This is a genomic window from Halorubrum californiense DSM 19288 (assembly GCF_000336875.1).
GTDB classification, from domain to species: domain Archaea; phylum Halobacteriota; class Halobacteria; order Halobacteriales; family Haloferacaceae; genus Halorubrum; species Halorubrum californiense.
Map to the genome: position 1 here is coordinate 41,681 of NZ_AOJK01000025.1, position 21,279 is coordinate 62,959.

The 21,279-nt window shown below is 71.0% G+C and carries 22 protein-coding genes; 11 read left to right on the forward strand and 11 right to left on the reverse strand.

Annotated features, from left to right (window positions below; translation table 11 throughout):
- Positions 1–39: 39 nt before the first annotated feature.
- The gene (locus C463_RS05165; RefSeq protein ID WP_008441701.1) at positions 40–234 is read right to left on the reverse strand and encodes a hypothetical protein; all 195 of its coding nucleotides are present in this window, start codon (positions 232–234) and stop codon (positions 40–42) included.
- Between C463_RS05165 and C463_RS05170 the strand changes: the two genes are divergently transcribed.
- The gene (locus C463_RS05170; protein ID WP_008441702.1) at positions 233–589 is read left to right on the forward strand and encodes a CGCGG family putative rSAM-modified RiPP protein; all 357 of its coding nucleotides are present in this window, start codon (positions 233–235) and stop codon (positions 587–589) included. The genes C463_RS05165 and C463_RS05170 overlap by 2 nt on opposite strands.
- Positions 590–613: 24 nt before the next feature.
- Here C463_RS05170 and C463_RS05175 read toward each other — a convergent pair whose 3' ends face one another.
- A complete protein-coding gene (locus C463_RS05175; RefSeq protein WP_008441704.1) occupies positions 614–2,668 on the reverse strand; it encodes a histidine kinase N-terminal 7TM domain-containing protein in 2,055 nt (684 codons plus the stop codon).
- Between the two features lie 74 nt (positions 2,669–2,742).
- Between C463_RS05175 and C463_RS05180 the strand changes: the two genes are divergently transcribed.
- The 4 genes from C463_RS05180 (at position 2,743) to C463_RS05195 (ending at position 6,789) form a co-directional block, all read left to right on the forward strand.
- A complete protein-coding gene (locus C463_RS05180; RefSeq protein ID WP_008441705.1) occupies positions 2,743–3,210 on the forward strand; it encodes a peroxiredoxin in 468 nt (155 codons plus the stop codon).
- Positions 3,211–3,291: 81 nt separating this feature from the next.
- Positions 3,292–4,410: a hypothetical protein gene (locus C463_RS05185; protein ID WP_008441706.1), complete on the forward strand. Its 1,119-nt coding sequence runs from the start codon at positions 3,292–3,294 to the stop codon at positions 4,408–4,410.
- Positions 4,411–4,546: 136 nt separating this feature from the next.
- Positions 4,547–5,716, forward strand: a complete 1,170-nt coding sequence (locus C463_RS05190) for a S49 family peptidase (RefSeq protein WP_008441707.1) — start codon at positions 4,547–4,549, stop codon at positions 5,714–5,716.
- Complete coding sequence (locus C463_RS05195; protein ID WP_008441708.1) at positions 5,713–6,789, forward strand: hypothetical protein; 1,077 nt, start codon at positions 5,713–5,715, stop codon at positions 6,787–6,789. The genes C463_RS05190 and C463_RS05195 overlap by 4 nt, the downstream gene beginning before the upstream one ends.
- A 40-nt stretch (positions 6,790–6,829) precedes the next feature.
- Here C463_RS05195 and C463_RS05200 read toward each other — a convergent pair whose 3' ends face one another.
- From C463_RS05200 to C463_RS05210, 3 genes are all read right to left on the reverse strand, one after another.
- Positions 6,830–7,744 carry a DMT family transporter gene (locus C463_RS05200; protein WP_008441709.1) on the reverse strand — a complete coding sequence of 305 codons (915 nt, stop codon included), beginning with the start codon at positions 7,742–7,744 and terminating at the stop codon, positions 6,830–6,832.
- 102 nt (positions 7,745–7,846) lie between these two features.
- Positions 7,847–8,893, reverse strand: coding sequence for a geranylfarnesyl diphosphate synthase (gene idsA3 / locus C463_RS05205; RefSeq protein WP_008441711.1), 1,047 nt, complete (start codon positions 8,891–8,893; stop codon positions 7,847–7,849).
- On the reverse strand, positions 8,890–10,242 hold the full coding sequence (locus tag C463_RS05210) for a ribonuclease J (protein WP_008441713.1): 1,353 nt from the start codon (positions 10,240–10,242) through the stop codon (positions 8,890–8,892). The genes idsA3 and C463_RS05210 overlap by 4 nt, the downstream gene beginning before the upstream one ends.
- A 255-nt stretch (positions 10,243–10,497) precedes the next feature.
- On the opposite strand from C463_RS05210, the gene C463_RS05215 reads away from it, so the two are divergent.
- The 5 genes from C463_RS05215 to C463_RS05235 all read left to right on the forward strand — a co-directional run bounded on the left by C463_RS05215 (position 10,498) and on the right by C463_RS05235 (position 14,497).
- Positions 10,498–11,148 (forward strand): hypothetical protein, encoded by a 651-nt coding sequence (locus tag C463_RS05215; RefSeq protein WP_008441714.1) that lies wholly within the window; start codon positions 10,498–10,500, stop codon positions 11,146–11,148.
- Positions 11,145–12,473 (forward strand): twin-arginine translocation signal domain-containing protein, encoded by a 1,329-nt coding sequence (locus tag C463_RS05220; protein WP_008441716.1) that lies wholly within the window; start codon positions 11,145–11,147, stop codon positions 12,471–12,473. The genes C463_RS05215 and C463_RS05220 overlap by 4 nt, the downstream gene beginning before the upstream one ends.
- Positions 12,474–12,566: 93 nt before the next feature.
- Positions 12,567–12,809, forward strand: a complete 243-nt coding sequence (locus C463_RS05225; protein ID WP_049905556.1) for an LSM domain-containing protein — start codon at positions 12,567–12,569, stop codon at positions 12,807–12,809.
- Positions 12,806–12,982, forward strand: coding sequence for a 50S ribosomal protein L37e (locus C463_RS05230; protein WP_006112801.1), 177 nt, complete (start codon positions 12,806–12,808; stop codon positions 12,980–12,982). The genes C463_RS05225 and C463_RS05230 overlap by 4 nt, the downstream gene beginning before the upstream one ends.
- Positions 12,983–13,462: 480 nt before the next feature.
- The gene (locus C463_RS05235; RefSeq protein ID WP_008441719.1) at positions 13,463–14,497 is read left to right on the forward strand and encodes an LLM class flavin-dependent oxidoreductase; all 1,035 of its coding nucleotides are present in this window, start codon (positions 13,463–13,465) and stop codon (positions 14,495–14,497) included.
- 332 nt (positions 14,498–14,829) lie between these two features.
- On the opposite strand, the gene C463_RS05240 is transcribed toward C463_RS05235, so the two are convergent.
- From C463_RS05240 to C463_RS05255, 4 genes are read right to left on the reverse strand one after another with little or no spacing between them, the layout of a single operon-like run.
- Positions 14,830–15,906: a deoxyhypusine synthase gene (locus C463_RS05240; RefSeq protein WP_008441720.1), complete on the reverse strand. Its 1,077-nt coding sequence runs from the start codon at positions 15,904–15,906 to the stop codon at positions 14,830–14,832.
- Positions 15,907–15,945: 39 nt separating this feature from the next.
- Positions 15,946–16,230 carry a ubiquitin-like small modifier protein 1 gene (locus tag C463_RS05245; RefSeq protein ID WP_008441723.1) on the reverse strand — a complete coding sequence of 95 codons (285 nt, stop codon included), beginning with the start codon at positions 16,228–16,230 and terminating at the stop codon, positions 15,946–15,948.
- A gap of 22 nt (positions 16,231–16,252) precedes the next feature.
- The gene (locus C463_RS05250) at positions 16,253–17,623 is read right to left on the reverse strand and encodes a cation:proton antiporter regulatory subunit (RefSeq protein ID WP_049905598.1); all 1,371 of its coding nucleotides are present in this window, start codon (positions 17,621–17,623) and stop codon (positions 16,253–16,255) included.
- Positions 17,624–17,640: 17 nt separating this feature from the next.
- Positions 17,641–18,909, reverse strand: a complete 1,269-nt coding sequence (locus C463_RS05255) for a potassium channel family protein (protein WP_008441726.1) — start codon at positions 18,907–18,909, stop codon at positions 17,641–17,643.
- Positions 18,910–19,029: 120 nt separating this feature from the next.
- On the opposite strand from C463_RS05255, the gene C463_RS05260 reads away from it, so the two are divergent.
- The gene (locus C463_RS05260) at positions 19,030–20,232 is read left to right on the forward strand and encodes an NAD-binding protein (protein WP_008441727.1); all 1,203 of its coding nucleotides are present in this window, start codon (positions 19,030–19,032) and stop codon (positions 20,230–20,232) included.
- Positions 20,233–20,255: 23 nt separating this feature from the next.
- Here the strand turns inward: C463_RS05260 and C463_RS05265 are convergent, their stop codons facing one another.
- Together C463_RS05265 and C463_RS05270 are read right to left on the reverse strand one after the other, a co-directional pair.
- Entirely contained in the window at positions 20,256–20,891 is a 636-nt protein-coding gene (locus C463_RS05265) for a uracil-DNA glycosylase (protein ID WP_008441729.1), read from the reverse strand.
- A gap of 85 nt (positions 20,892–20,976) precedes the next feature.
- Positions 20,977–21,204: a helix-turn-helix domain-containing protein gene (locus C463_RS05270; RefSeq protein ID WP_008441730.1), complete on the reverse strand. Its 228-nt coding sequence runs from the start codon at positions 21,202–21,204 to the stop codon at positions 20,977–20,979.
- Between the last annotated feature and the right edge of the window lie 75 nt (positions 21,205–21,279).

The window sequence follows — 21,279 nt, forward strand, 5'->3', positions numbered from 1 at the left end:
TCGGCGAGGGCGCGCAAAGAGGTTGCGGAGGGCGGTCGACTACGCCTCGTCCGTGATCTCGACGTACCACGCGTCGCCGAACGGTTCGCCGTCTATCTCGCGGGCGTCCAAGCGCTCGTCCGCGTCGCCGAACGGGTCGCGGCTCGTGGGTCGGTCGCCGGGTCCCGCGGGAGTGTCCTTTCTCCCGGAGACGCGTGCGCGCCGCGGTCGTCGGTCGACGCTCCGCGCGAACATGTTCGCTCGAAGACGTAGGGGAACGGAGGGCGTCGGATCGGACACGTCGAGTACACCCTCGGACCACGATCACGACGCGGACCCGGTGACCGACCACGTCCACGAGAACTCGTGGTCCGCGAACCTCGAAGGCCCCGAACACGCAGACGACCGCGATCTGCTCGTCCGACAGGCGATCGAAGCGGTCGAGCACACGGCCGCGGGCAACCACGTCAACCTCGTCACCCACGGCGACAACGACCACCCGGAGACGTACCTCGTCGACGCGCTCGAATCGGAGCTCGGCGGCGACCTCGACTGGGAGTACGTCGAGCAGTGCGGCTGCGGGGGGCACGTCGTCCGCGTCCGCGTCTGAGCCGACACCGGAAGGTCGGCGGATCTACTCGCACTCTTCGGCCGCTCGCGGGAGCCACATCCGCACCACCGTGCCGGTCGGCTCGCGGGTGTCGATCTCGAGGTCGCCGCCGGACTCCGTGACGATCCAGTGGACGAGCCAGAGGCCGAGCCCGCTCGCGTGTTCGAGCGCCGTCTCCCGCGCCTCCGAGAACACCGTCCGCTCGACCGGCGGGATGCCGGGGCCGTCGTCGACCACGTCGAGCCGGAACCGGTCGCCGTCGCCGACGACCGTCGCCTCCACGTGCGGATCATCGTCGTCGTTGTGGACGACGGCGTTCTCCAGCACGTTCCGGACCGCGGACTCCAGCAGTTCGTCCGCGGCGACGACGGCGGAGTCGGGCACCGTCACCGTTACCGTCGCCCGCGGGAACGACGAGCCCAGCGACTCGCAGAGGCGGTCGACGAGCGCGGCGAGGTCGATCTCGGTCTTGTCGGCGTCGCTGTGCAGCGCGACGTCGATCTCGCGCGCCTGGTCGCTGAGGTGCGTCAGCGTCTGTACCTTCCGGTCGATGACGTCGAGGTACGGGTCGCCCTCCTCGTCGACGTGGTCGCGGAGCAGGTCGGCGTACCCGCCGATGACGTTGGCGTCGTTCTTCAGGTCGTGTCGCAGCACCCGGTTCAACACCTGAAGCCGCTGTTCGTACCGGCGGGCGTCCGTGACGTCGGTGGCGGTGATGACGACCTCGCCCGTGTCGGCGAACAGCCGCTCGATCACCGTCTCGAACCGGCGCCAACTACCGTCCGCGCACGCGATCCGGTGCGTGAGCGACTGCGGTTCGGGGCCCTCGAAGGCGCGCTCGAAGGCCCGCTGCGCCTCGCGTCGGTCCTCGGGGTGGACCAGATCGATGACCGGGCGTCCCTCGACCTCGTTCGCCTTGTGACCGATCAACCGCTCTATCGACGGACTCACGTACCGGAGCAGTCCGTCCTCGCCACAGATCGCGATCACGTTCGGCGATTTCTCGATGAGCGCGCGGTAGCGTCGCTGGAGCGTTTCCCGCTCGGTGACGTCGCGGAACAGCAGGACCGTCCCGCCGCGGCTCGTCCCCGGCCCGGTGATGTCGTGGACGTCGACCGTCAGGAACCGCGGCGCGCCGTCGTCGCCGCCGACCGTCACGCGGAATTCGTCGTCGGACGCCTCCCCCGTCACCGCGTCGGCGACCGCCGGGACGCCGTCGAACGCCTCGCCGGCGTGGACGCCGAGTTCCGCGTCCGGGAACAGCGCCTCGGCCGGGTCGTTGCTGTCGACCACCCGGCCGTCGGCGTCGCAGACGACGACGCCGTCGGAGAGGTTCGCGAACACCGCGTCGCGGGCGATCGGCGAGACGTCGAGCAGCCGGTACCGGAACACGACCCACGCCAGCAGCGCCGAGGTCCCGCTGAAGGCGATCGGCGTGAAATCGACCAACCCGCGATCCGGACCGACGATCCCCGCGATGCCGGCCGCGCCGAGCGTCAGCGGCGCGACGCCGGCGACGAAGAGGACGGCGGCCTGTCGGCGGAACACGCCGTCGCGAGAGACGGCGGCGTAGCCGAGGACGGCGAAGGTGAACAGGTTGACCGCGTAGGTGTAGCCGACGAACCCGAGCAGCGCGGGCGTCGGCGCGTACTGTAGGATTCGGAAGCCGCCGGCGTCGACGAGGGTAGGATCGGCGTAGAACAGCGGGTCGACGCCGACCGTCCAGGCGGCGCCCACGACCGCGACGGGGACGACCCAGAAGAGCGCGAAGCGGCGCCGGTCGAGCCACGCGGTCCGGTCGACGTACGAGAGGACGAAGACGGGCCACGCCACCGCCAGTCCAGCGGAGCCGAGCCAGACGAAGCGGTTGAAAAACAGCGTGAGATCGAGCGAGGTCGCGGACAGCTGGGCCGCGTACGCCAGCGACCAGAGGCCGGCCGTGCCCGCGACGCCGACGAAGCTCCACAGGAGGGCGTGACCGCCGCGCGAGCGGTTCCCGAACGCGTACGCGGCGAACCCGAAGGACGCGACGGCCGCGACGAGCAACGGAACCGTGTACGGCGTCGGTTGCCACGCCATCGATACCGGTAGGATGCGAGAGCCCCGTAAAAAGGGACCGAATCCTCTAACCCGTTTGAAGAGAGTGGATCCGTATGCTCGAACCGGGCGACTCCGCACCCGCGATCACGCTCACAGACCACCGCGGCGAGACGGTCACCGTCGACCCGGCGGCGGCCAAGTACACGGTCGTGTACTTCTATCCGCGCGCCGACACGCCCGGCTGTACCGCCGAGGCGTGTAGCTTCCGCGACGAGTGGGGCGCGTTCGAGGACGCAGACGTCGCCGTCGTCGGGATCAGCGACGACCCCGTCGATGACCTCGAACCGTTCGCCGCCGAGTACGACCTCCCCTTCACCCTCCTCTCGGACCCCGACGGCGAGGTCTCGGGCGCGTACGACTCCTACGGCGAAAAGCAGATGTTCGGAAACACCTTCGACGGCGTGTTCCGGAACACGTACGTCCTCGACGAGGAGGGCACGGTCGTCTTGGCCTACGAGGGGGTCTCCCCAGAGGACCACGCCGTCGAGATACTCGACGACGTCCGCGCGCTCGACGACTGAACCGGATGACCGTCGGCGAGCGGAACCCGCCGACGACTGCCACTCGGCAGTATTATTACGTGTCATGACTCAAGTGAAACGATGCCCTCCAAGCGAACGTTCGCGAAGCGCGTAGCGGCGCTCGCGGCGACCGGGCTGGGAGTCGGCGGACCGATCGACGCCCTGACCTCCGAACCGCCGCCCGACGCGACCCTCGCGGTCGAACCGGCCGCGACCGGCGCCGGAACGACCGACGACGCGACGAGCGGCCGCGACGGCGCCAGAGCCGAGGGACCGCGATCGGCGGTCGCCGACGGGACCTACGACCCGGCCGCGGCCGCGTCGAACGCCGTCGACACCGTCGTGACCGGCCGAGTCGACCCAGCAGCTCTGGCGGCGACGGGCCTGCCGAGCGTGGTCGGAAGTCGACTCCGGCGGCTGCTCGACAGATACGAGAGCGCGTCGCTCGACGGCGTGCGGCAGGCGACCGGGGGCGCCGCGCTCACCGCGGACGGACCGGAGGGGTGTGCCGTCGCGGTCGGCGACGTCGACGCGACCGCGTTGGTCGCCGACCTCGACGCCGATCCCGAGGTGACTCGCGAGTCGGACGACGGCTCCGGATTCACCCGATTCCGGGCGCCGAGCCTCGGGTCGGCGGTCGGCGTGGCCGCCGGTGAACTCGTGGCCGCGTACGGCCCGACCGCCGCCGTCGCCGCGGCGCACCGCGACGCCGGCATCGGCAGGGACGACGGCGGAGCGCAGCGGCGGGCGGGCACGACCGGGAGCTATGGCCCCCTTCCCTCGCTGCTCGGGGGCGACGCGACGGTGTGCGTCGACCTCGGGCCGGACGCCCGCGATCACCTCCAGACCGTACTCGCCGACGCGCCGGACGAACTCCGCACCGCGGTCGACGCCTCGGGCGCGGTCGGGGCGTCGCTCCGCGTCACCGACGACGAATCCGCCGAGGACGCGGCCCCCGGCGATCCGAGCGTCGCGCTGCGGTACGGCGCGGTCGCGGACCCCCGACGCCTCGACAGGGAGACCGCCGAGGCGATAGCGCGGGCCGCCCGCGAGGGCGAGACCTCGCTCGCGGACGCGACCGTCACCCGACACGGGCGGACTGTGATCGTCGACGCCGCGGCCGAGAGCGACCTGTTCGCGTCCCACGCCTCGCTGTTCGACGGCACCGTCGGCGACCCGATCGAGGTGGCCGACGCGTGATCGACGCCGCCGGCAACGAGAGTGTCGACCGCGAGAGCGCCCCAGCCGTATCGAAAAGTGACCGACCCGCGAGCGAACCCACGATGACGACGAGGGACACCACGTCACGACAGCGGTATCGAACGAGGACGAGTCGATGAGTTCTGGGGACTCTCCTTCGAGGACACCCAACGAACCGACGGACGACGCGGAGTCAACGAGCCCGGATCGATCGCCCCCGACGACGGACCGACCGCGAACGACGGCCGATCGACCGACCACGAACGACGCGTCCGGGTCCCGCCTCGACCGGATCGAGACCCGACACGCAGTCGGAGTCGCCGCGATACTCGCGGTGGCCGCGGGACTGCTCGTCGCGCCCGGCGTGTACGGCGCCGTGACGGGGCCCGACGGGACGGTCGCCGTGATCGAGATCGACGGCACGATCGACTCGGGGACCGCCCAGCACGTCGAGGACAACCTCCGCGACGCCCGGACGAACGACTCGATCGAGGCGGTCGTCTTGGAGGTCGACAGCGGCGGCGGCCTCCCCGCACAGAGCGAACGGATGTACGCGGCGGTCGACCGCACCGCGTCGGTGATGCCGGTGTACGCCGCCGTCGACACGCTGGGCGCGTCGGGCGCCTACCTCGCGATCGCGCCCGCCGACCGGATCTACGTCGCGCCCTCCGCGCAGGCGGTCGGCAGCGTCGGCGTCGCCGGCACCGCGCCGGCGCCGAGCGGACCCAACGCGGGGACGACCGGGCCGGACAAGCGGGGGAGCGACCCGGACACCCAGCGCGAGCGCCGACAGACGCTCGCGAACCTCTTCATCGAGAACGTGATCGAGCAGCGCGGTGACGAGATCGAACTCGACCGCGAAGCGATCGCGCACGCCGACGCGTACCTCGGCACCGAAGCGGTCGAGAACGGCTTCGCAGACCGGTTCGGCTTCGTCGACGGCGCGGTCGCCGACGCCGCGAGCGAGGCGGGAATCGACGACTACACGGTCGACACGCGACGCACGGAGAGCCCCGTTCCCGGCGGCATTCCGCTGCTGGAGCGCGACGACGGGACGGTCGTCGTCGCCGACGGCTCCCAAGCGGAGTTCGGCGACGGACTGATACTCGCGGTCGCGCCGCAGGCGTGGGACGAGACCGTCGGCGACGACGTCGTCATGACGAGCTACACCGGACGGCTCCCCGCCGACGGCGATGCGGCGAGCGCGGAGGATACGACGAGCGGCGACGAGTCGGCCGCGCCCGGCGACGATTCCGCCGCGGCGATCGACGCCGCGGTCGCGGCGAACGGGGGTGAGGCGGCGTGAGCGTCGACCTGCGAACGACGGTCGGCGCCTTCGCGCTGGTCTTCCTCGCGGTCGTCGGCGTCGCCGCCGTCGGCGGCGTCGTCCTCGACGGCGGAGCGCCCGAGACCGACGCCGTCGCGGACGACCACTGGCAGTTGGACGCGGTCGAGCCGGAGACCGTCAGCGAGGGCGGCGAGGTGGAAATGGAGAGCGGCGAGCCGTCGAACACGGTCGTCGTCCACCTCGGTCGCGAGGCGTCCGGACTCGGCGGCGGCACGTCGATCCTCCCGATCGAAGACGGCGAGGCGCCCGCGGAGGCCGACATCGGATCGCTCGGCGGCGTCCGACGCGGCGTCGCGCCGCTGACCGCCGCGCTCGTCGAGAACGGCCACGAGGTCCGGTTCTACGGCGGCGCCTTGGGCGCGGAACCGTTGCCGGCGATGCTCTCGGACGCGGACGCGTTCGTCACCACGAGCCCCGGCGCGCTGTCGGCGACCGACGCCGACGCGGTCGAGACGTTCGTCGACGCCGGCGGCCGGACGCTCGTCACGAGCGACCCGGGCGGCGCCGGCGCGCTCACCGACTTCGGCTCGCCGTTCGGCGTCTACGGCGAGGCGGGGTACGTGTACGACATGGAGAACAACGACGCGAACTACCTCAGCGTGCTCGTCGAGCCGGCCGGGCCGGGGACGCTGACGGAGGGCGTCGAGGAGGTCGTCCTCCGCGGCGCCGCGCCGATCGGCGCGGCCGACGGCTCTCCGGCGCTCACGACCGCCGAGACGTCGCGGCTGTCGACGACCCGGGAGGCCGGGGCGTACGGCGTCGCGGTCCGGAGCGACTCGCTCGTGGTGGTGGGCGACTCCAGCTTCCTCGAACCGGAGAACGCCGGCCGCGCCGACAACGGCGTCCTGATCGGCAACGTCGCGGACTTCCTCGTGACGGGTGAGAGCCCGGACGTGTCGTTCGGCCCGGGCGCCGGTCCGGGCGGGGCAGTCCCGCCGGGCGGCGCGGTCCCGCCGGGCGGGTCGACGCCGCCGGCACCGACCGACCCGACGGGTAACGAGACTGACCCGTCCGGGAACGCGACCGCGTAGTCGACCACCGAGCAGGAACGTCGCGGCCGCGACCTGCTTTTTACCCCGGAAATCGTATTCCGGCGGCCGCGTCGGCGATCTCCTGCCGTTTCAACAGCCCGAACCCGAGGACGATGACGACGAAGCCCGCGACGGTGAACGGCGTCACCGGTTCGGCGAGCAGCAGGGCGCCCGCCACGGTCGCCACGATCGGAACGACGTAGGAGACCAAGTTGATCTCGAAGGGACCGAGCCGGTCGAGCAGCGTGAAGTAGATGGTGTACGCCACCGCCGACGAGAGCAGTCCGAGGAACGCCAGCGCGACGATGGCGCGCGGCGCCGCGGCGGGGAGCCGTTGGCTCTCCCCCAGTCCGAGGCTGAGCGCGTGGATGGCGAGCGCGCCGAACCCCATCGCCCACCCCGTGAGCGCGACGCTCGAAAAGGACGTCTCGACGGTGCGGAGGCCGACGCTGCCGACCGCGACGGCGACGACGCCGATCGCGATCAGCCCGACGCCGACCGCGACGCCGCCGCCGAGGCTCGCGGGGTCCGGCTGTGCGACGAGCCCCACGCCGAGAAACGCGAGGACGACTCCGACCGCGCCGCGCGCGTCGAGGTCCGCGCCGCCGATCCAGACGGCCGCGACCGCCGCGGTCGCGATGGGGACGAGGCTGTAGGTGATCGAGGCGATGCCGCTCGTGGTGTACTGCTGGCCGATGAACAGCAGGGAGTTGTTCGCGGCCACGGAGAGGCCGCCGCTGAACCCGATCGCGGCGAGGTCGCCGCGGGTCCGCGGCAGGGGCTCGTCCTCCGTGAGCAGCACGTACGAGATCAGCGCCAGCGCGGCCACGTCGAACCGGTAGGCGGCGTACAACACCGGCGGGTAGTAGTCGAGGCCGACCTCGATGGCGACGAAGGATCCGCCCCACAGCAGGGCGAGCGTGAAAAACAGCGCGACGTCTCGATACCGTGACACGGTCGGCCGAACGCGCGCCGGGGATAAAGCGATGTCCGTCGCGGCCCGGACCGCCGGGACCGCTCCGCGGCCGCGTCAGGGGTCGCCGCCCGGTCGGTCCGCTCAGTAGCCGCGGACGATGAGGTAGTCCGCGAGGTCTTCGAGCAGGCTCCGGGAGCCGCTCTCGGGGAGGAGTTCGAGGTGTTCCTTCGACCGCTCGGTGAGGTCCTCGGCGGTGTCGCGGGCGTACTCGATGGAGCCGACCTCTTCCAGCGCCGCGACCGCGTCGTCGATGGCCGCCTCAGTCACCTCGGCCGGCGTGTCGGCGTCGACGAGGCCGTCGACGTCGACCCCCTGCTGGCGGGCGTGGAGGGTGATCAGCGTCTCCTTCCCCTCGACGAGGTCGGAGCCGCGCTGCTTGCCCAGCTCCTCCGAGGGGACGGTGAGGTCGAGCACGTCGTCTTGGATCTGGAACGCGCGCCCGGAGTCGATCCCGTACTGGTATAACGCGTCGACGACGTCCTCGTCGGCGCCGAGCAGGAGGGCGGGCGTCGCGGCCGACGCGCCGTACAGCACCGCGGTCTTCAGCTCGACCATGTTTAGGTACTCGTCGGGGAGGATGTCGTCGCGGCTCTCGAAGGCGACGTCGAGCGCCTGCCCCTCGCAGATCTCGGTGCAGGTCGACGCGAGCATTCGCATCGCTTCGAGCCCGCTCTGCGGGTCCGCGCCGGTCTCGGTCATGAACTCGAACGCCTTCGAGTAGAGCGTGTCGCCCGCGAGGATCGCCGTCGAGACGTCGTACGCCTCGTGGACCGCGGGGACGCCCCGACGCAGGTCGTCCTCGTCCATGATGTCGTCGTGGATCAGCGTGAACGACTGGATCACCTCGATGGCGACCGCGGCCCGCATCACGTCGACGTCGTCGCCGTCGAGCGACGGGAACGCGCGGAAGTCGGCGCCCATCGGCTCGGTGCCGGTGACCGCCTCCGCGGCCAGCGTCGTCACCGTCGGGCGGAGCCGCTTCCCGCCGGCTTCGAGGATGTATCGGGTCGCCTCGTACAGCCGCTCCGGCTCCTGGACCGGCAGCTCCTCGTCGATAGCGGCGTTGACGAGTTCACGCCGCTCGCGGATGGCGTCCAGCACCCGCGCCTCCTTCGTCTCGCTCGTCATTCGACGAGCTGGATCGTGGACCCGTTCTGCGTGACGTGGACGTCACGTCCGAGCTTGTACCCCTGCGTCTTCGCGAGGTCGACGTACGGCGAGCGGCCCTTGAGCGTCTGGTGGCCGGGGATGAGGTGCTGCGGCTGGAGCGCCTGAAGCATCTCGTAGTGGCCCTCCTCGCGGAGGTGGCCGGAGACGTGGATGTCGTCGTAGAGGCGCGCGCCCTGCATCCGGAGCAGCTGTTCGCTCTGGTAGCGCTGCCCCTCGTTGGTGGGCTCCGGAATGACGCTCGCGCTGAAGACGACCTTGTCGCCGTCGTCGATTTCGTACGGGGTCTCGCCGCGACCCATGCGGGTGAGCATCGCGCGCGGCTCGCCCTGGTGGCCCGTCACGATGGGGAGGAAGTTCCCCTTCCCCTCCTTCATGATCCGCTTGAACGCGCGGTCGACCGACTTGCGGTGGCCGTACATGCCGACGTCGCCCTGGAAGTCGACGAAGTCGAGCCGCTCCGCGGTGCCGGAGTACTTCTCCATCGAGCGGCCGAGCAGCACGGGCTGGCGGCCGATCTCGCGGGCGTACTCGACGAGCGTCTTCACGCGGGCGATGTGCGAGGAGAACGTGGTGGCGATGATGCCGCCCGTGTAGTCTTCCATCGATTTCAGCGTGTCCTCGACGTGCTTCTTCGCGTACGACTCGGAGGGGGTCCGGCCCTTGCTGCCGGCGTTCGTACAGTCCTCGATGTACGCGAGGACGCCCTCGTCTTGGCGGCCGATCTCGCGGAACCGATCCATATCGATCGGGTCGCCGATGACGGGGTCGTGGTCCAGTCGCTTGTCGAGGCCGTAGACGACCGCGCCCTCGGGCGTGTGGAGGACCGGGTTGATCGCGTCGATGATCGAGTGCGTGACGTTGACGAACTCGAGTTCGACCTGCTCGGAGTCGCCGATCGCCATCGACGCGCCGGGCTTCATCTTCACGAGGTCGTTGTCGACCTGGAACTTGCCCTCGTCTTCGATCTGCTGGCGGACCAGCTCGATCGTGTACGGCGCGGAGACGATCGGCGCGTCGTAGCGGTGGGCGAGCTTCGGGATCCCCGCGATGTGGTCGAGGTGACCGTGGGTGGGGACGATCGCCTTGACGTCGCCTTCGAGTTCGCTCATGACCCGGTCGTCCGGGATGGCGCCCATGTCGATCAGGTCGAGGCTGTGCATGCTCTCGGTCTCCACGTTGTCGTGGATGAGGACCTTACTGAGGTTCAGGCCCATGTCGAAGATGACGATGTCCTCGCCCGCCCGGACCGCCGTCATCTGTCGACCGACCTCTTCGTAACCGCCGAGTGTCGCAATTTCGATTTCCATGGTGTGTTCGGTTTGACGCCGTGGTCGGCGCCGGTCACTGAAACCCCGCAAGGAGCCGTCGGCGCTACGTCCTACCGCGCGTCGTTGAAGGCCCCGCTACGGCCGAGTCACCGCGACTCACCGTGTCCCGCGGGAGTGTGGTACCTCGGCGTACTCCCGCGCACGGTAAAAACTCCCGGGTTCGGCCCCGCGGCGGGGATTCGCGCCCGAACTGGTCCCACAAAGCGTTTCAGGCTCTCGATCGAACTCTCGGCGATGGCAGACGTACCCCGCCGCCGAGCCCTCCTCGCGGCCGCGTCAGGGATCGCCGCGCTGGCCGGCTGCGCCGGCAGCGAGACCGCGTCGAACACCGTTTCGAGCAGAGGTCGACCCGTCGACGACTACGAACTGGAGAAGGCGCGCGACGAGAACGGCGGTGCGCTGGTCGGCGGGGAGGACGGGCTACCGTCCCTCTCGGCCGACGAGCGAGCGCGCCACCGCCGCACCACGCGGCGCGTCTTGGTCGCCGACGAGGACCTCAGCGAACTGACCTTCGCCGAGACGGACGCCGGCGAGCGGCTGCGCTCGTTTCTCGCCGCGACCGACTTCGGGTCGGCGTCGGCGTACCTCCTCGCGATGCCCGTGCGGGCGTGTCGGGAGATCCGGTTCCGGTCGGTTTCCGTCAACCCGGGCGAGCTCGCGGACGACGACCTCCACCCCCACGCCAACTTCTGTCAGGCGTACCGTCCGGCGGACGTCGAGTGCGACCCGGAAGCGACCCACACCGTCGGGTTCGCGATCCGGATCCCCGTCGTCGCCGACCGATCGACCGGGAGCGGGAGCGGCATGCGCGGCTCCTGTCGGGGCAGGGAACCGCCCGCCGTCTTCAACGCGTCGTCGTTCGGTTCGGACGGTGATGACGCGTGACCCGCGGGTCGGACTCGTGTCGTGAGTCGAGTTCACACCGTAAGCCGAGTTCGCGCCGCCGGTTCCTCGCCGGGGTCGCGGCGGCTGGCGCGGCGGCGCTCGCGGGCTGTTCCGGACTTCCGTTCACCGGCGACGAGGAGCGCCGGGAGGCGCCCGCGTCGATTCCGTCGGACGCCGTCGGATCGGTCGAGTGGCCGGCGTCGCCGTTCCCGGCCGCCGTTCCCGAGTCGCTCGCGGACGTTCACGAGACGCGGGCTCGCGAGATGCTCGACGCCGTACCGAGCGACCCGGACGTCCCCAACGCCGCCGTCGCGGCGAGAATCGGGAGCGAACGCGAGCGGGCGCTCCAGCGCGCGAACGCGGACGTGTCGGACGAGTGGCCGGTCGACGCCCTCTCCGCGTGGCGCCGGCGCCGGGAGGACGCCGCGGCGGTCCGCGGGACGTACCGCGCGGCCACCGGAACCGACGACGGGTCGGAGCTGGCCGCCCGGCGCCGAGCGGTCCGCGACGACCGCGGCGCGCTCGCAACCGACCTGACGTACCGAGCCGGGTCCCCGACGGAGGCGGCCCTGGCGTACGAGCCCGTCGAGTCGCTGCTCGGGGAGTGTGCGAGATACGTCGAACCGCGCGTGACGTACCCGGCGGACCCGGTCGCCGAGCCGTTCCGGGCCGGGAAGGCGGTGGGTCGCGTCGAGCGCGCGGTGGCGGCCGCTGCCGACGCTGCGGGGCTCCGTGACGCCTACCTCGACGAACGCGAGGAGGCGGCTCCACGGTGGGAGCCGCTGGTCGCGGCCGCCGAGGAGCTGCGCGGATCGGTGAGCCGCACGCGCTCGACCGTCCGCGAACGCACCGGGGGCGAGGGCCCGTTCGTCGATGAGGACCTGAGCGGGACGGTCGCACAGGAGCTGCTGGCCGTGAGCGAACTCCAGATCGAGTCGGCGGTCGACGACGTCGAGCGGGCGGTCGACGCCGACGAGTACGCCACCTCGGTGGTCGCGGCAGGCACCGCGCTGGCCGAGACCGAGGCGTACCGTCGGGCGGTCGACGAGATCCGGGACGACGAACACCGAGAGACCCCCTCAGAGTCGTCCGTCCGGTCGGCCGCGGAGCGGGCGCGGGCGGCGGTCGACGGGATCGCGGCCGGCGACGACCCGCTGGCGACTCGGCTCGTCCGACCCGGGCTGGAGACGATCGGGTACGTCGGCGATCGGGTGGAGCAGGGGTACGGCTCGGTGCGGCGGGCGCAGGCGGAGTTGGCGTACGTCGACCTGTACGCGAGCGCCGTCCCGGCGGCGGCCGAGTTCGTTCGCGAGCGGCTGGAGTGATCCGCCGCGGACGGCGGAGATCGTGTCAGATTGACCGGCCTCCGGGGCACTGTCCCGGTATTTTTATTAGCGCGACGGGCGGCGGTACGGACAATGAGTGGACGACCCCTCGACGTGCTCGAAGCGTCGCTCGAGGAGCCGGTGACGGTACACCTGAAGGACGGCACGACGTACTACGGAGTCCTAGGCGGCTACGACCAGCACATGAACGTCGTCATCGAGCCGGAAGCCGACGTGGACGACCGCGTCGACGACGACCTCGACGGCGAGTTCGCCGTCGCGATCGAAGACACAACGATTATACGCGGCGATAACGTCATCACCATCAAAGCATGACCGGCGCAGGTACGCCCTCCCAAGGCAAAAAGAACAAGACGGTTCACGTGAAGTGTCGACGCTGCGGCGAGAAGTCCTACCACGTCAAGAAGGAGCGCTGCTCCTCGTGCGGCTTCGGCGAGTCCGCCTCCCGGCGCGACTACGCGTGGCAGTCGAAAACCGGCGACAACTGACGACGCGGCCGCTTCGGTTTTGTCTCGCTTCTGCTCGCGTAGCTGTGCGTTCGTAAATAGTAGACTGAGAAACGGCGAACACCGCCAAATCCCTATCCGACCGCTTATAAAATCCTGCTGGCAGGGGAGCGGTGAACACCGCCAAAGCCCCAGCCGCGAGGTGGGCGCACGCTCGCTGCGCTCCTCACTCGGTCGCTGACGCTCCCTCGTTGCGGTGCTTACATCGCCTGCGCCCACCTCGCGGCTGCCCCTTTGAGTCCCGCCCCACACACAGCACCGCACCTCACGCCTCCCCAGCCTCGTCGCTGGCACCCTCCGCTTCGCTCCGGGGCCAGCGACTCCCTCGCGCGTGCTCCTCGCGGCCTCCGCTTCGCTCCGGCCGCTCGCAGGCACGCGCCGCCGCGTAAAATCCGTGGTTACGGTCGCCCACGCCTCCGCCGCCGAGCCAACGGTTAACCGGATCAGTCGCCGACCGGAGGTATGGACCTCTCAGTCGTCGACCTCTCGCCGGTCCCCCGCGGCGGCACCGCGGCGGACGCGTTCGAGAACACGGTCGACGCCGCGAAACACGCCGAGAGATTGGGGTACGAGCGGTTTTGGGTCGCCGAACACCACGGGATGGGCGACCGCCTCGCGGGCACCACCCCCGAGGTGCTGCTCGGCCGGGTCGCGGGCGCGACCGACTCGATCCGGATCGGAAGCGGAGCGGTGCTGTTGAACCACTACAGCCCGTTCAAGGTGGCCGAGTCGTTCGGCGTCCTCGACGGGCTGGCACCGGGTCGCGTCGACCTCGGGATGGGCCGCGCCAACGGCTCGCCCGCGTCCGACCGCGCGCTCGGCACCGACCGGCGGGTCGAGAACCCGAACGAGGACCACCGCGAGCGGATCACGGCGGTCGTGAACCACCTCCGCGGCGACTACCCGCCGGACCACCCGTACGGCGACCTGTCGGTTCCGGGATCGGCGGAGGGACCGGCCGTCCCGTGGGTGCTGGGGTCGAGTCCCGCGAGCGGCGAGATCGCGGGCGAACTGGGGCTGCGTTACTGCTTCGCCGGCTTCATCCGTCCGGGCTTCGCCGAGCGCGCGTTCGCGGCGTACCGCGAGTCGTTCGACCCCGAGGGTGGACTCGGGGGGCTCGACGAGCCGCGGGGGATGGTCGCGGTCAACGCGGTCGCAGCCGAGACTGACGAGGCCGCGGCCCGGCGGCGAGCGCCCGCGGAGGCGACGTTCCGGCGGATGCAACGCGGCGAACTTGGCGACGAGACGCCGACCGAAGCGGAGGCGATCGAGGAGTTGGGCGGGGCGCCCGACCCGACGCCCGCGACGCTGGACGACGACGAGTGGCCGCGGTCGATCTCGGGCAGTCCGGAGACGATACGCGGGCTGCTGAAGCAGTTGGCCGACCGCGTCGGCGTCGACGAGATGATGATCCAGCACACCGTGCCGGACCGCGACGACGCGCTCGACTCGCACGCGCTGCTCGCCGAAGCGATGGATCTGGAGCCGCGGAAGTAGGTTGACTCCGGTGCGGTCGCTGTCTGTAGATCAGTGAACCCCCTCCGGAGAGCGGCCGAGGTAGATCGACGGTGACCACATCTAAAGCCCCAGCCGGGAGGACTCGCGCGGCTCACTGTGCGCCTCGGTCAATTGCTCGCGCCGCTCGCTCCCTCGCTTCGGTGCTTGCTACGCCGTGCTTCGTCCTCCCGGCTGCCCCTTTGAGTCCCGCCCCGCACAGCACCGCCCCGAACCTCACGCCTCCCCAGCCTCGCGGTTCGGCCGCGGGGCGGCCTCTCAGACACGCGCCACCGCAGATCAATCGACGGTGTAATTAAAACCGTACTCGCGGCTTACTCTACGCGGTCGCGGGCCGCGGCGACGAGCATCGGGAGCATCACGGTCGCGTCGCCGTAGACGGAGGCGTTGCGCGCGTCCTTCTCCAGTTTCCCCCACGAGCGCGCCTCTTCGAGGGTCGCGCCGGAGAGCCCGCCGGTCGCCTCGGGGTCCATCGTGATCTGGACGGCGTAGTCGTACGCCCGCGGCGTGACGAGCATCGTCTGGAGCGTGAAGTTCTTCGGCACGCCGCCGCCGACGAGCAGGCAGCCGGCGTCGTCGGCGTCGAACGCGAGGTCGGTCAGCTCCGTCATGTCCGCGAGGGCGTCGAGGGTGAAGTCGGCGGTCTGCGCGTACATCCACGCCTGAAGCCCCAGCACGGAGTCTTGGACCGCGGGACAGTAGATCGGCACGTCGGACTCGTAGGCGGCGGCCGCGACGCCCGGCCCCTCCGGAACGTCGTCGCGCTCGTTGACCTCGGCGTTCGCGCGGCCGAGTTCGCGCGTGAGGTCGGCGATGGAGACGGCGTCGCTCCCGTCCGCGTCGGGGTCGGCCTCCAGCGCCGGGAACACCTCCTCGCGGAGGTGCCCTTCGAACTCAGCGAAGTGTTCCTGCGGGAGGTAGACGTTGTAGATTCGGTCGACCCCCTCGTCGCGGAGCCCCTCGTCGTGCTCGCGGAGGCTCTTCTCGGGGTCGTGGGTGCGCCCGTGGTGGTGTTTCCCGCCGATGGCCTCGATGGCGTCGTGGGTGAGGTTCGCCCCGGTGGTCACCAGCGCGTCGACGTAGCCGTCGCGGATCAGGTCGGCGACGATCCGGCGCATCCCGGCCGGCACCATCGCGCCCGCGAGCGAGAGGAACACGGTGCAGTCCTCGTTCGCGAACATCCCCGCGAGCACGTCGCCGGCCTCGTTGACGGACGCCGCGCCGATCCCCGCGTCGCCGTAGCCGTCGACGAGTTCGCTCACCGTCATCCCGGCGGTCGCGTGCGTGTGGCCGACCGGGTCCTCGCGGAACTCCTCGCGGTGCGGCTCGTGGCCGTCCGGCTCGCCCGAGTCGTCCCCGCCCGCTCCGGTCTCCTCGTCGCTGTCGGTCATGGCTCTCGATGCGGGCGGCGCGCGTTTGAAACGACCGATCTATCGACCGACCGAACCGCCGCTCACGGGGGGGAACAGCGCGAACTCGTCCCCGGCCTCCAGCGTCGCGTCGAGCCCCTCGTCGTGGCGGACGCTCCGGCCGTTCCGGAGGACGTTGATGTGGTCCGCGACGGTCCCGTCCTCTATCACTCGGTCCCTGAGGGCCGGGTGTGCGTCCAGCAGCGCGTCGAGCGCGTCGCCGACCGTGTCGCCCGGCTCCGCGCCGACGGCCACCACGCGGTCGCCCGCGATCTCCGCGAGGTCGGCGAACAGCTTCCACTCCATAGCGGATCCCCGCGCGGGCGACTCAAGAGCGTTGTGTCCCGTCGGGTTCGGTGGAAGTGTCGGCGTCGCCCGAGTCACCGATCTCGTCGCCCTTGCCGAGGTCGGTGACGCCGTCGCAGTCGTCGAGTTCGGCGTCGCGCACGGCCGCCGCCGGCGTTTCGGCCTCTCCGTCTTCTCCGTCCGCGTCGGCCGGCGATGCGGCGGCCGCCTCGAACCGACGGATCGCGTCCGGCCTGCCGACGAGGTACACCAGGTCGCCGGCGGCGAAGGCGTACGTTCGGGCCGGGATCGGACGGACGGACTCCCCGGCCGGGCGGACCGCGGCGACCACGGCTCCGACCTCGCCGACGGCGCTCCCGTCGAGGTCGCTCCCGGCCCCGACCGCGACGGAAGCCATCGTCTCGTCCGCGTTGCGCAGCAGTGAGGCGAACTCGCGGTCCGCCTGCGGCTCCGCGGGGAGCGTCACGAGCCGGTAGTTCTCCTCCTCGGTCAGTCGTTCCGCGTCCGACTCGTCGAGCGCGACGGTGACCGCGTCGCCGGCGACGCCGCGCAGCTCGCCGGTCGCGACGCGTTTCGGCTCCGAGTCGTCCCGCCACAGCTGGACCGTGTCGCCGACGGTGGCGTTGTTCGGCGGGTCCGCCGCGACCGCGACCGCCGCCGACCCCGGCGCGAGCGTCGGGCCGAGCCCCGCCGCGCGGGAGCCGACCGCGAAGTACTCCACCTCCCCGTCCGCGTCGAGGTCGACGTCGACGTAGCCGACGCCGTACTCTTCCTTGAGTCGGTCGACGAGCCGCTCCCGGAGTTCCTCCTCGGAGAGCTTCCGGGGGAACAGCAGGGTCGTCTCCGCGAGCTCCCCCTTCTTCTCCGGCGAGACGGGATCGTACGTGTCCATGTCGCCGATGTCGTCGGCCGGCGGCAGCGTCACCGCCGTGAACCGCCCGACTGCGCGCACGACCCCGCTCAGCTCCCCCTCGAGCTGTTTGGCCCCGGAGAGCGCGAACACGTCGACCGCGAGCCGATCGCCCGCGTACCGGCCGACGGGCGCCGTCACCGCCGCGACGCCGAGCGAGACGAGGTTGAAGAAGACGCTCTCGGGCGCCAACAGTGCCGGGTTGTCGCCGATCGCGACCGACCCCAGCGAGGTCGTGTTGAGGTACAAGGCGACGACGGAGACCCCGAGCAGCGCGGTCACCCCCTCGGGTATCTCCGTGCGGAAGTACCAGCGATAGGCAAGCGCCGCCCCCCCGGCCGCGAGGGCGACGACGACCGCGAAGGTGACGAGCGTGACCGCCGCCTGCCGGGGCCGAGCGAAGCCCACGTCGACCGCGGCGACGGCGACGCCCGCGACGGTACCAGTGTCGACGAGCGCGGCGACCGCTTCCGGGCCGGGGATGACGGCGAGCGAGTGGCTCACGCGGCCACCTCCGCGAACCGGTCGAGCGCGTCGCGGCTTCCGACGACGAACAGGTCGTCGTCCGCCGACAGCGCCTGCGAGCCGTCGGGCGCGATCGTCCACGACTCGTGGCGGGCCGCGAGGACGGCCACGTCGTACGTCTCGCGGACCTCGGCCTCGCCGATCGTGTGGCCGTCCAGCGGCCCCCCGGCGACGACCGAGACCTTCCGGAACCGCTTCCCGGCTCGGCGCAGCAGGGCCGTGAGCTCGTACTCCCGACGGGTCCCCCGCGACAGGACCAGCACGCGCCCGCGGTCGGCGCGCAGTAGCGCCGTCGCCTCGGATCGGTCGAGCGCGAGCGTCACGCGCCCCTCGCCGCCGGTCGTGGTCGGGGCGGTCGCCGCCGGTGGAGCGGCGACGGCCTCCTCGCCGCCGTCGGTCCGCGCGTCGTCGGCCGGATCCGGGTCGTCGCCCGCGGCCGGCGCTGGCTTCGACGCCGCGCCGGCTCCCGGCTCCGGGGTCCCGCTCGACCGGGCGGCGATCACGGCGCCCTCGGCGTCGAGGTCGGGGGTGATCACGCGGACGACGTCGCCGCGCGCGATGCCGGTCGGGACCAGCGCGGACACCGACACCGCGCGCTTCCCGGCGGGCACGCGCTTCGAGAGCGCGCCGGTCGGCGGGGCGGCGGACACCGTTGCGCGCGCCTGCTCGTCGATGCGGACCGCCACGTCGGCGAGGTCGAGTTCGGTTCGGAGTCGTTCCGCGAAGCGGTCTTCGAGCTCCGCGAGCGGGAGGTCGGCGGGGAACGTCCAGTCGCCGTCGAGGATCGCGCGGCGCGTGTCGGCCGGCAGCGGCGGGTACCCCTCCATATCGTTCACCTCGCCGGCGACCTCGACGGCGACGCGCCCCCGCCCCCCGACGAGTTCGATCACGTCGGTCGAGAGCGTCCGGTCGCGGAGCTGCTTGAGCGAGATGCGCTTGGGGACGCTGGCCCCGAGCCGGTCTCCCTGCGCGTGGGCGTACATCGAGAGCATCAGGACCACGACGATCGCCGTGAGGATCGCCGGCGCGCGCTCCGACGACCGGATCGTCTCGTCGTTGAGCGCGAGCAGCCCGCCGTTGACGCCGGCGATCGCGAGCGACAGCACGACCACCCCGAGCCCGGGGATCGTCACGTCGGTGACGTACTTGAACACGAACCCGAGAACGCCGGCCACCAGCGCGGGAACGATGCCGGTGATGACACCGAGGTAGATGCCGAAGACGATCTCGACGGGCAGCGACATACGGCCTCCAATCGGCGGCGCGGTTAAACGTGTGTCGGCGCGGATCGCGCCGGCGGTCGGCCCGGAGCGGTTCCGCGGTTGGCTCGCGGGGTTTAAGTTCGGTCTCGGCGACCCGGTGATATGGAGCTGACCCGGGACTGGGTTACCGTCCGCGCGTCGATCGCGTTGACGTTCGCGGTCGCGATCCTGTCGATCCTCGCCGGTCTCGCACAGATCGGCGGCCTCGGGGTCGACGGCCCGCTCTCCCCGTACGTCCTCGACGTGGTCCGACAGACCGTCGGATTCACCGGGACCATAACCGGCTTCGCGATGCTCGGAAGCGGCTTCGCGCTGAAGAACGGCTACCGGGTCGGCTGGTACTCTACCGCCGTTCTGCTCCCGTTGACCGCAATTCAGGGACTGATGCAGGCGTCGGTGCTGTCGTTCCCCCTCGTGGCGCTGTCCGTCCTGTCGCTGCCCGCACTCCTGTACAACCGGAAGCGGTTCGACAGGAGCTACTCGCCGTCGCCGACCCAACTCGCGGCGGGTGCGGCGCTCGTAAGCGCTATCTCGTACGGCACGGTGGGATCGTACGCCCTCCGCGACCAGTTCGAGGGGGTCGAGACGATCGTCGACGCGTTCTACTTCACCGTCGTCACCGCCTCGACCGTCGGATACGGTGACGTCCACCCGGCGAGCGGCCCGGAGTCCGACATCGCACAGCTGTTCGTGCTCTCCTCGCTCGTGATGAACGTCGCCGCGTTCGCGGTGGCGCTCGGTGTCCTCCTCACCCCCGCTATCGAGGCGCAGCTCTCCAAGGCGCTCGGAAAAATGACGGACAAACAGATAGACCTCCTCGACGACCACGTCCTCGTGCTCGGCTACGGGGACCTGACCGAACCGATACTCGAAGAACTCGACGCGCGCGACGGGACCGAGTACGCCGTCGTGACCACCGACGAGAACGCCGCGAGACGGCTGAACGACCGCGAAATCCCCGTTTTCACGGCGGACCCGAGCGACGTGGACCCGCTCGAACGGGTCAACATCGAAGGCGCTCGCGCGGTCGTCGTCGCGACGAACGACGACGCGCGGGACGCGCTGGCGATCCTCACCGCCAGACAGCTCAACCCGAACGTCCGGATCGTCGCCGCGGTGACCCAGCGAGAGAACGTCAACAAGCTCAGGCGAGCCGGCGCGGACCAAGTGATCTCGCCCGCGACGCTCGGCGGGCACATCCTCATCGACTGCGCGTTCGGCGCGGACAGCGACGACGCGACGACCGACCTCCTGGGCGACGCGATCGACGACGTGGAAGACCTCGACGACCCGGCGGCCGACTGACGACGGTCCTCGTCGCAGTCCTCTCAGCGACTCCGCCGTCCCTTCGTCTGCCGGTAGTCCCGGCTCAACACGTTCTCGCGCATGTGATCGCGGAAGGCGTCGGCCTCGGCGTCGGTCAGCTCCGCCGGCTCCTTCATCGGCACCAGCTCGAACCCGCGCCCGCGGATCGTCGTCGCGTGTTCGTCGTCGACGTCGAAGGAGTCCGGGCGGCGCGTCGTGTACTCGACGGCCAGCTCGCGGAGCGGTCGCTCGCCGACCGGCACGATGATCTGGGGGTTTATCATCCGGATCTCCGCGTTGAGGAACGGCTCGCAGGTGTCGACCTCCCGGTCCGTCGGAGCGCGGTCCGGATGGCGACACCGCGTCAGGTTCGTGAAGAAGACGTTCTGGACGTCGGGCTCCGCCGCGTCGGGCTCGGAGCGGACGAAGCCGAGGTCGCCGAAGATCGACTGGACCAGTTCGCCACCGCCCGCGCCCGTGAAGGGGACGCCGTTGCGCTCGGCGGCCGCTGTCGGGCGGGTCCCGACGACGAGGAACTCGGCGCCGACGTCGCCGTAGCCGTGGACGACGCGGTCGCGGGCGCCGCACAGCTCCTCGCAGTTCTCGCAGTCGGGGTCCATCGCGAACGGGTTCTCGAACTCCGTCTGATTCGCGTCCACGGTCGGACTGGGCGCCGGGCACCCCTAAACGCTCCGGCGCGAGGCGGGTCGCATCCGCAGACCCGCGCGTCGAGAAAGAGCGGCGTCAGTTGGGGACGTAGCAGTCGCCGTCGCAGTCGACGAGCCCCTCGCTGCGGAGGGTCTTCAGGATGCTGTACAGGGAGAGCTTCTTCATCCCGAGTGACTCGCCCATCTCCGAGACCGTGGCGTCGCCGTTCGTGGTCAGGTAGAGGTAGACGAGCTTTGCTCGGGGGGACTGGAGCTCCCGGGGCAGTGCCGGGGCCGCCGCGGACGCGGTTTCCGTCTCGATCATCTTGTCCGATCCGTTGCGTTCGACGATAATAAACCCCCTATTCAACGTTCGTCGAAAACATTTGAACGCGGTCGA

What these genes read in the sequence shown, in the direction of transcription:
- C463_RS05170 (WP_008441702.1), top strand. Translation starts at nt 233, where the DNA reads ATGTTCGCTCGAAGACGTAGGGGAACGGAGGGCGTCGGATCGGACACG.
- C463_RS05165 (WP_008441701.1), bottom strand. Translation starts at nt 234, where the DNA reads ATGTTCGCGCGGAGCGTCGACCGACGACCGCGGCGCGCACGCGTCTCC.
- C463_RS05175 (WP_008441704.1), bottom strand. Translation starts at nt 2,668, where the DNA reads ATGGCGTGGCAACCGACGCCGTACACGGTTCCGTTGCTCGTCGCGGCC.
- C463_RS05180 (WP_008441705.1), top strand. Translation starts at nt 2,743, where the DNA reads ATGCTCGAACCGGGCGACTCCGCACCCGCGATCACGCTCACAGACCAC.
- C463_RS05185 (WP_008441706.1), top strand. Translation starts at nt 3,292, where the DNA reads ATGCCCTCCAAGCGAACGTTCGCGAAGCGCGTAGCGGCGCTCGCGGCG.
- C463_RS05190 (WP_008441707.1), top strand. Translation starts at nt 4,547, where the DNA reads ATGAGTTCTGGGGACTCTCCTTCGAGGACACCCAACGAACCGACGGAC.
- idsA3 (WP_008441711.1), bottom strand. Translation starts at nt 8,893, where the DNA reads ATGACGAGCGAGACGAAGGAGGCGCGGGTGCTGGACGCCATCCGCGAG.
- C463_RS05210 (WP_008441713.1), bottom strand. Translation starts at nt 10,242, where the DNA reads ATGGAAATCGAAATTGCGACACTCGGCGGTTACGAAGAGGTCGGTCGA.
- C463_RS05215 (WP_008441714.1), top strand. Translation starts at nt 10,498, where the DNA reads ATGGCAGACGTACCCCGCCGCCGAGCCCTCCTCGCGGCCGCGTCAGGG.
- C463_RS05225 (WP_049905556.1), top strand. Translation starts at nt 12,567, where the DNA reads ATGAGTGGACGACCCCTCGACGTGCTCGAAGCGTCGCTCGAGGAGCCG.
- C463_RS05230 (WP_006112801.1), top strand. Translation starts at nt 12,806, where the DNA reads ATGACCGGCGCAGGTACGCCCTCCCAAGGCAAAAAGAACAAGACGGTT.
- C463_RS05235 (WP_008441719.1), top strand. Translation starts at nt 13,463, where the DNA reads ATGGACCTCTCAGTCGTCGACCTCTCGCCGGTCCCCCGCGGCGGCACC.
- C463_RS05240 (WP_008441720.1), bottom strand. Translation starts at nt 15,906, where the DNA reads ATGACCGACAGCGACGAGGAGACCGGAGCGGGCGGGGACGACTCGGGC.
- C463_RS05245 (WP_008441723.1), bottom strand. Translation starts at nt 16,230, where the DNA reads ATGGAGTGGAAGCTGTTCGCCGACCTCGCGGAGATCGCGGGCGACCGC.
- C463_RS05255 (WP_008441726.1), bottom strand. Translation starts at nt 18,909, where the DNA reads ATGTCGCTGCCCGTCGAGATCGTCTTCGGCATCTACCTCGGTGTCATC.
- C463_RS05260 (WP_008441727.1), top strand. Translation starts at nt 19,030, where the DNA reads ATGGAGCTGACCCGGGACTGGGTTACCGTCCGCGCGTCGATCGCGTTG.
- C463_RS05270 (WP_008441730.1), bottom strand. Translation starts at nt 21,204, where the DNA reads ATGATCGAGACGGAAACCGCGTCCGCGGCGGCCCCGGCACTGCCCCGG.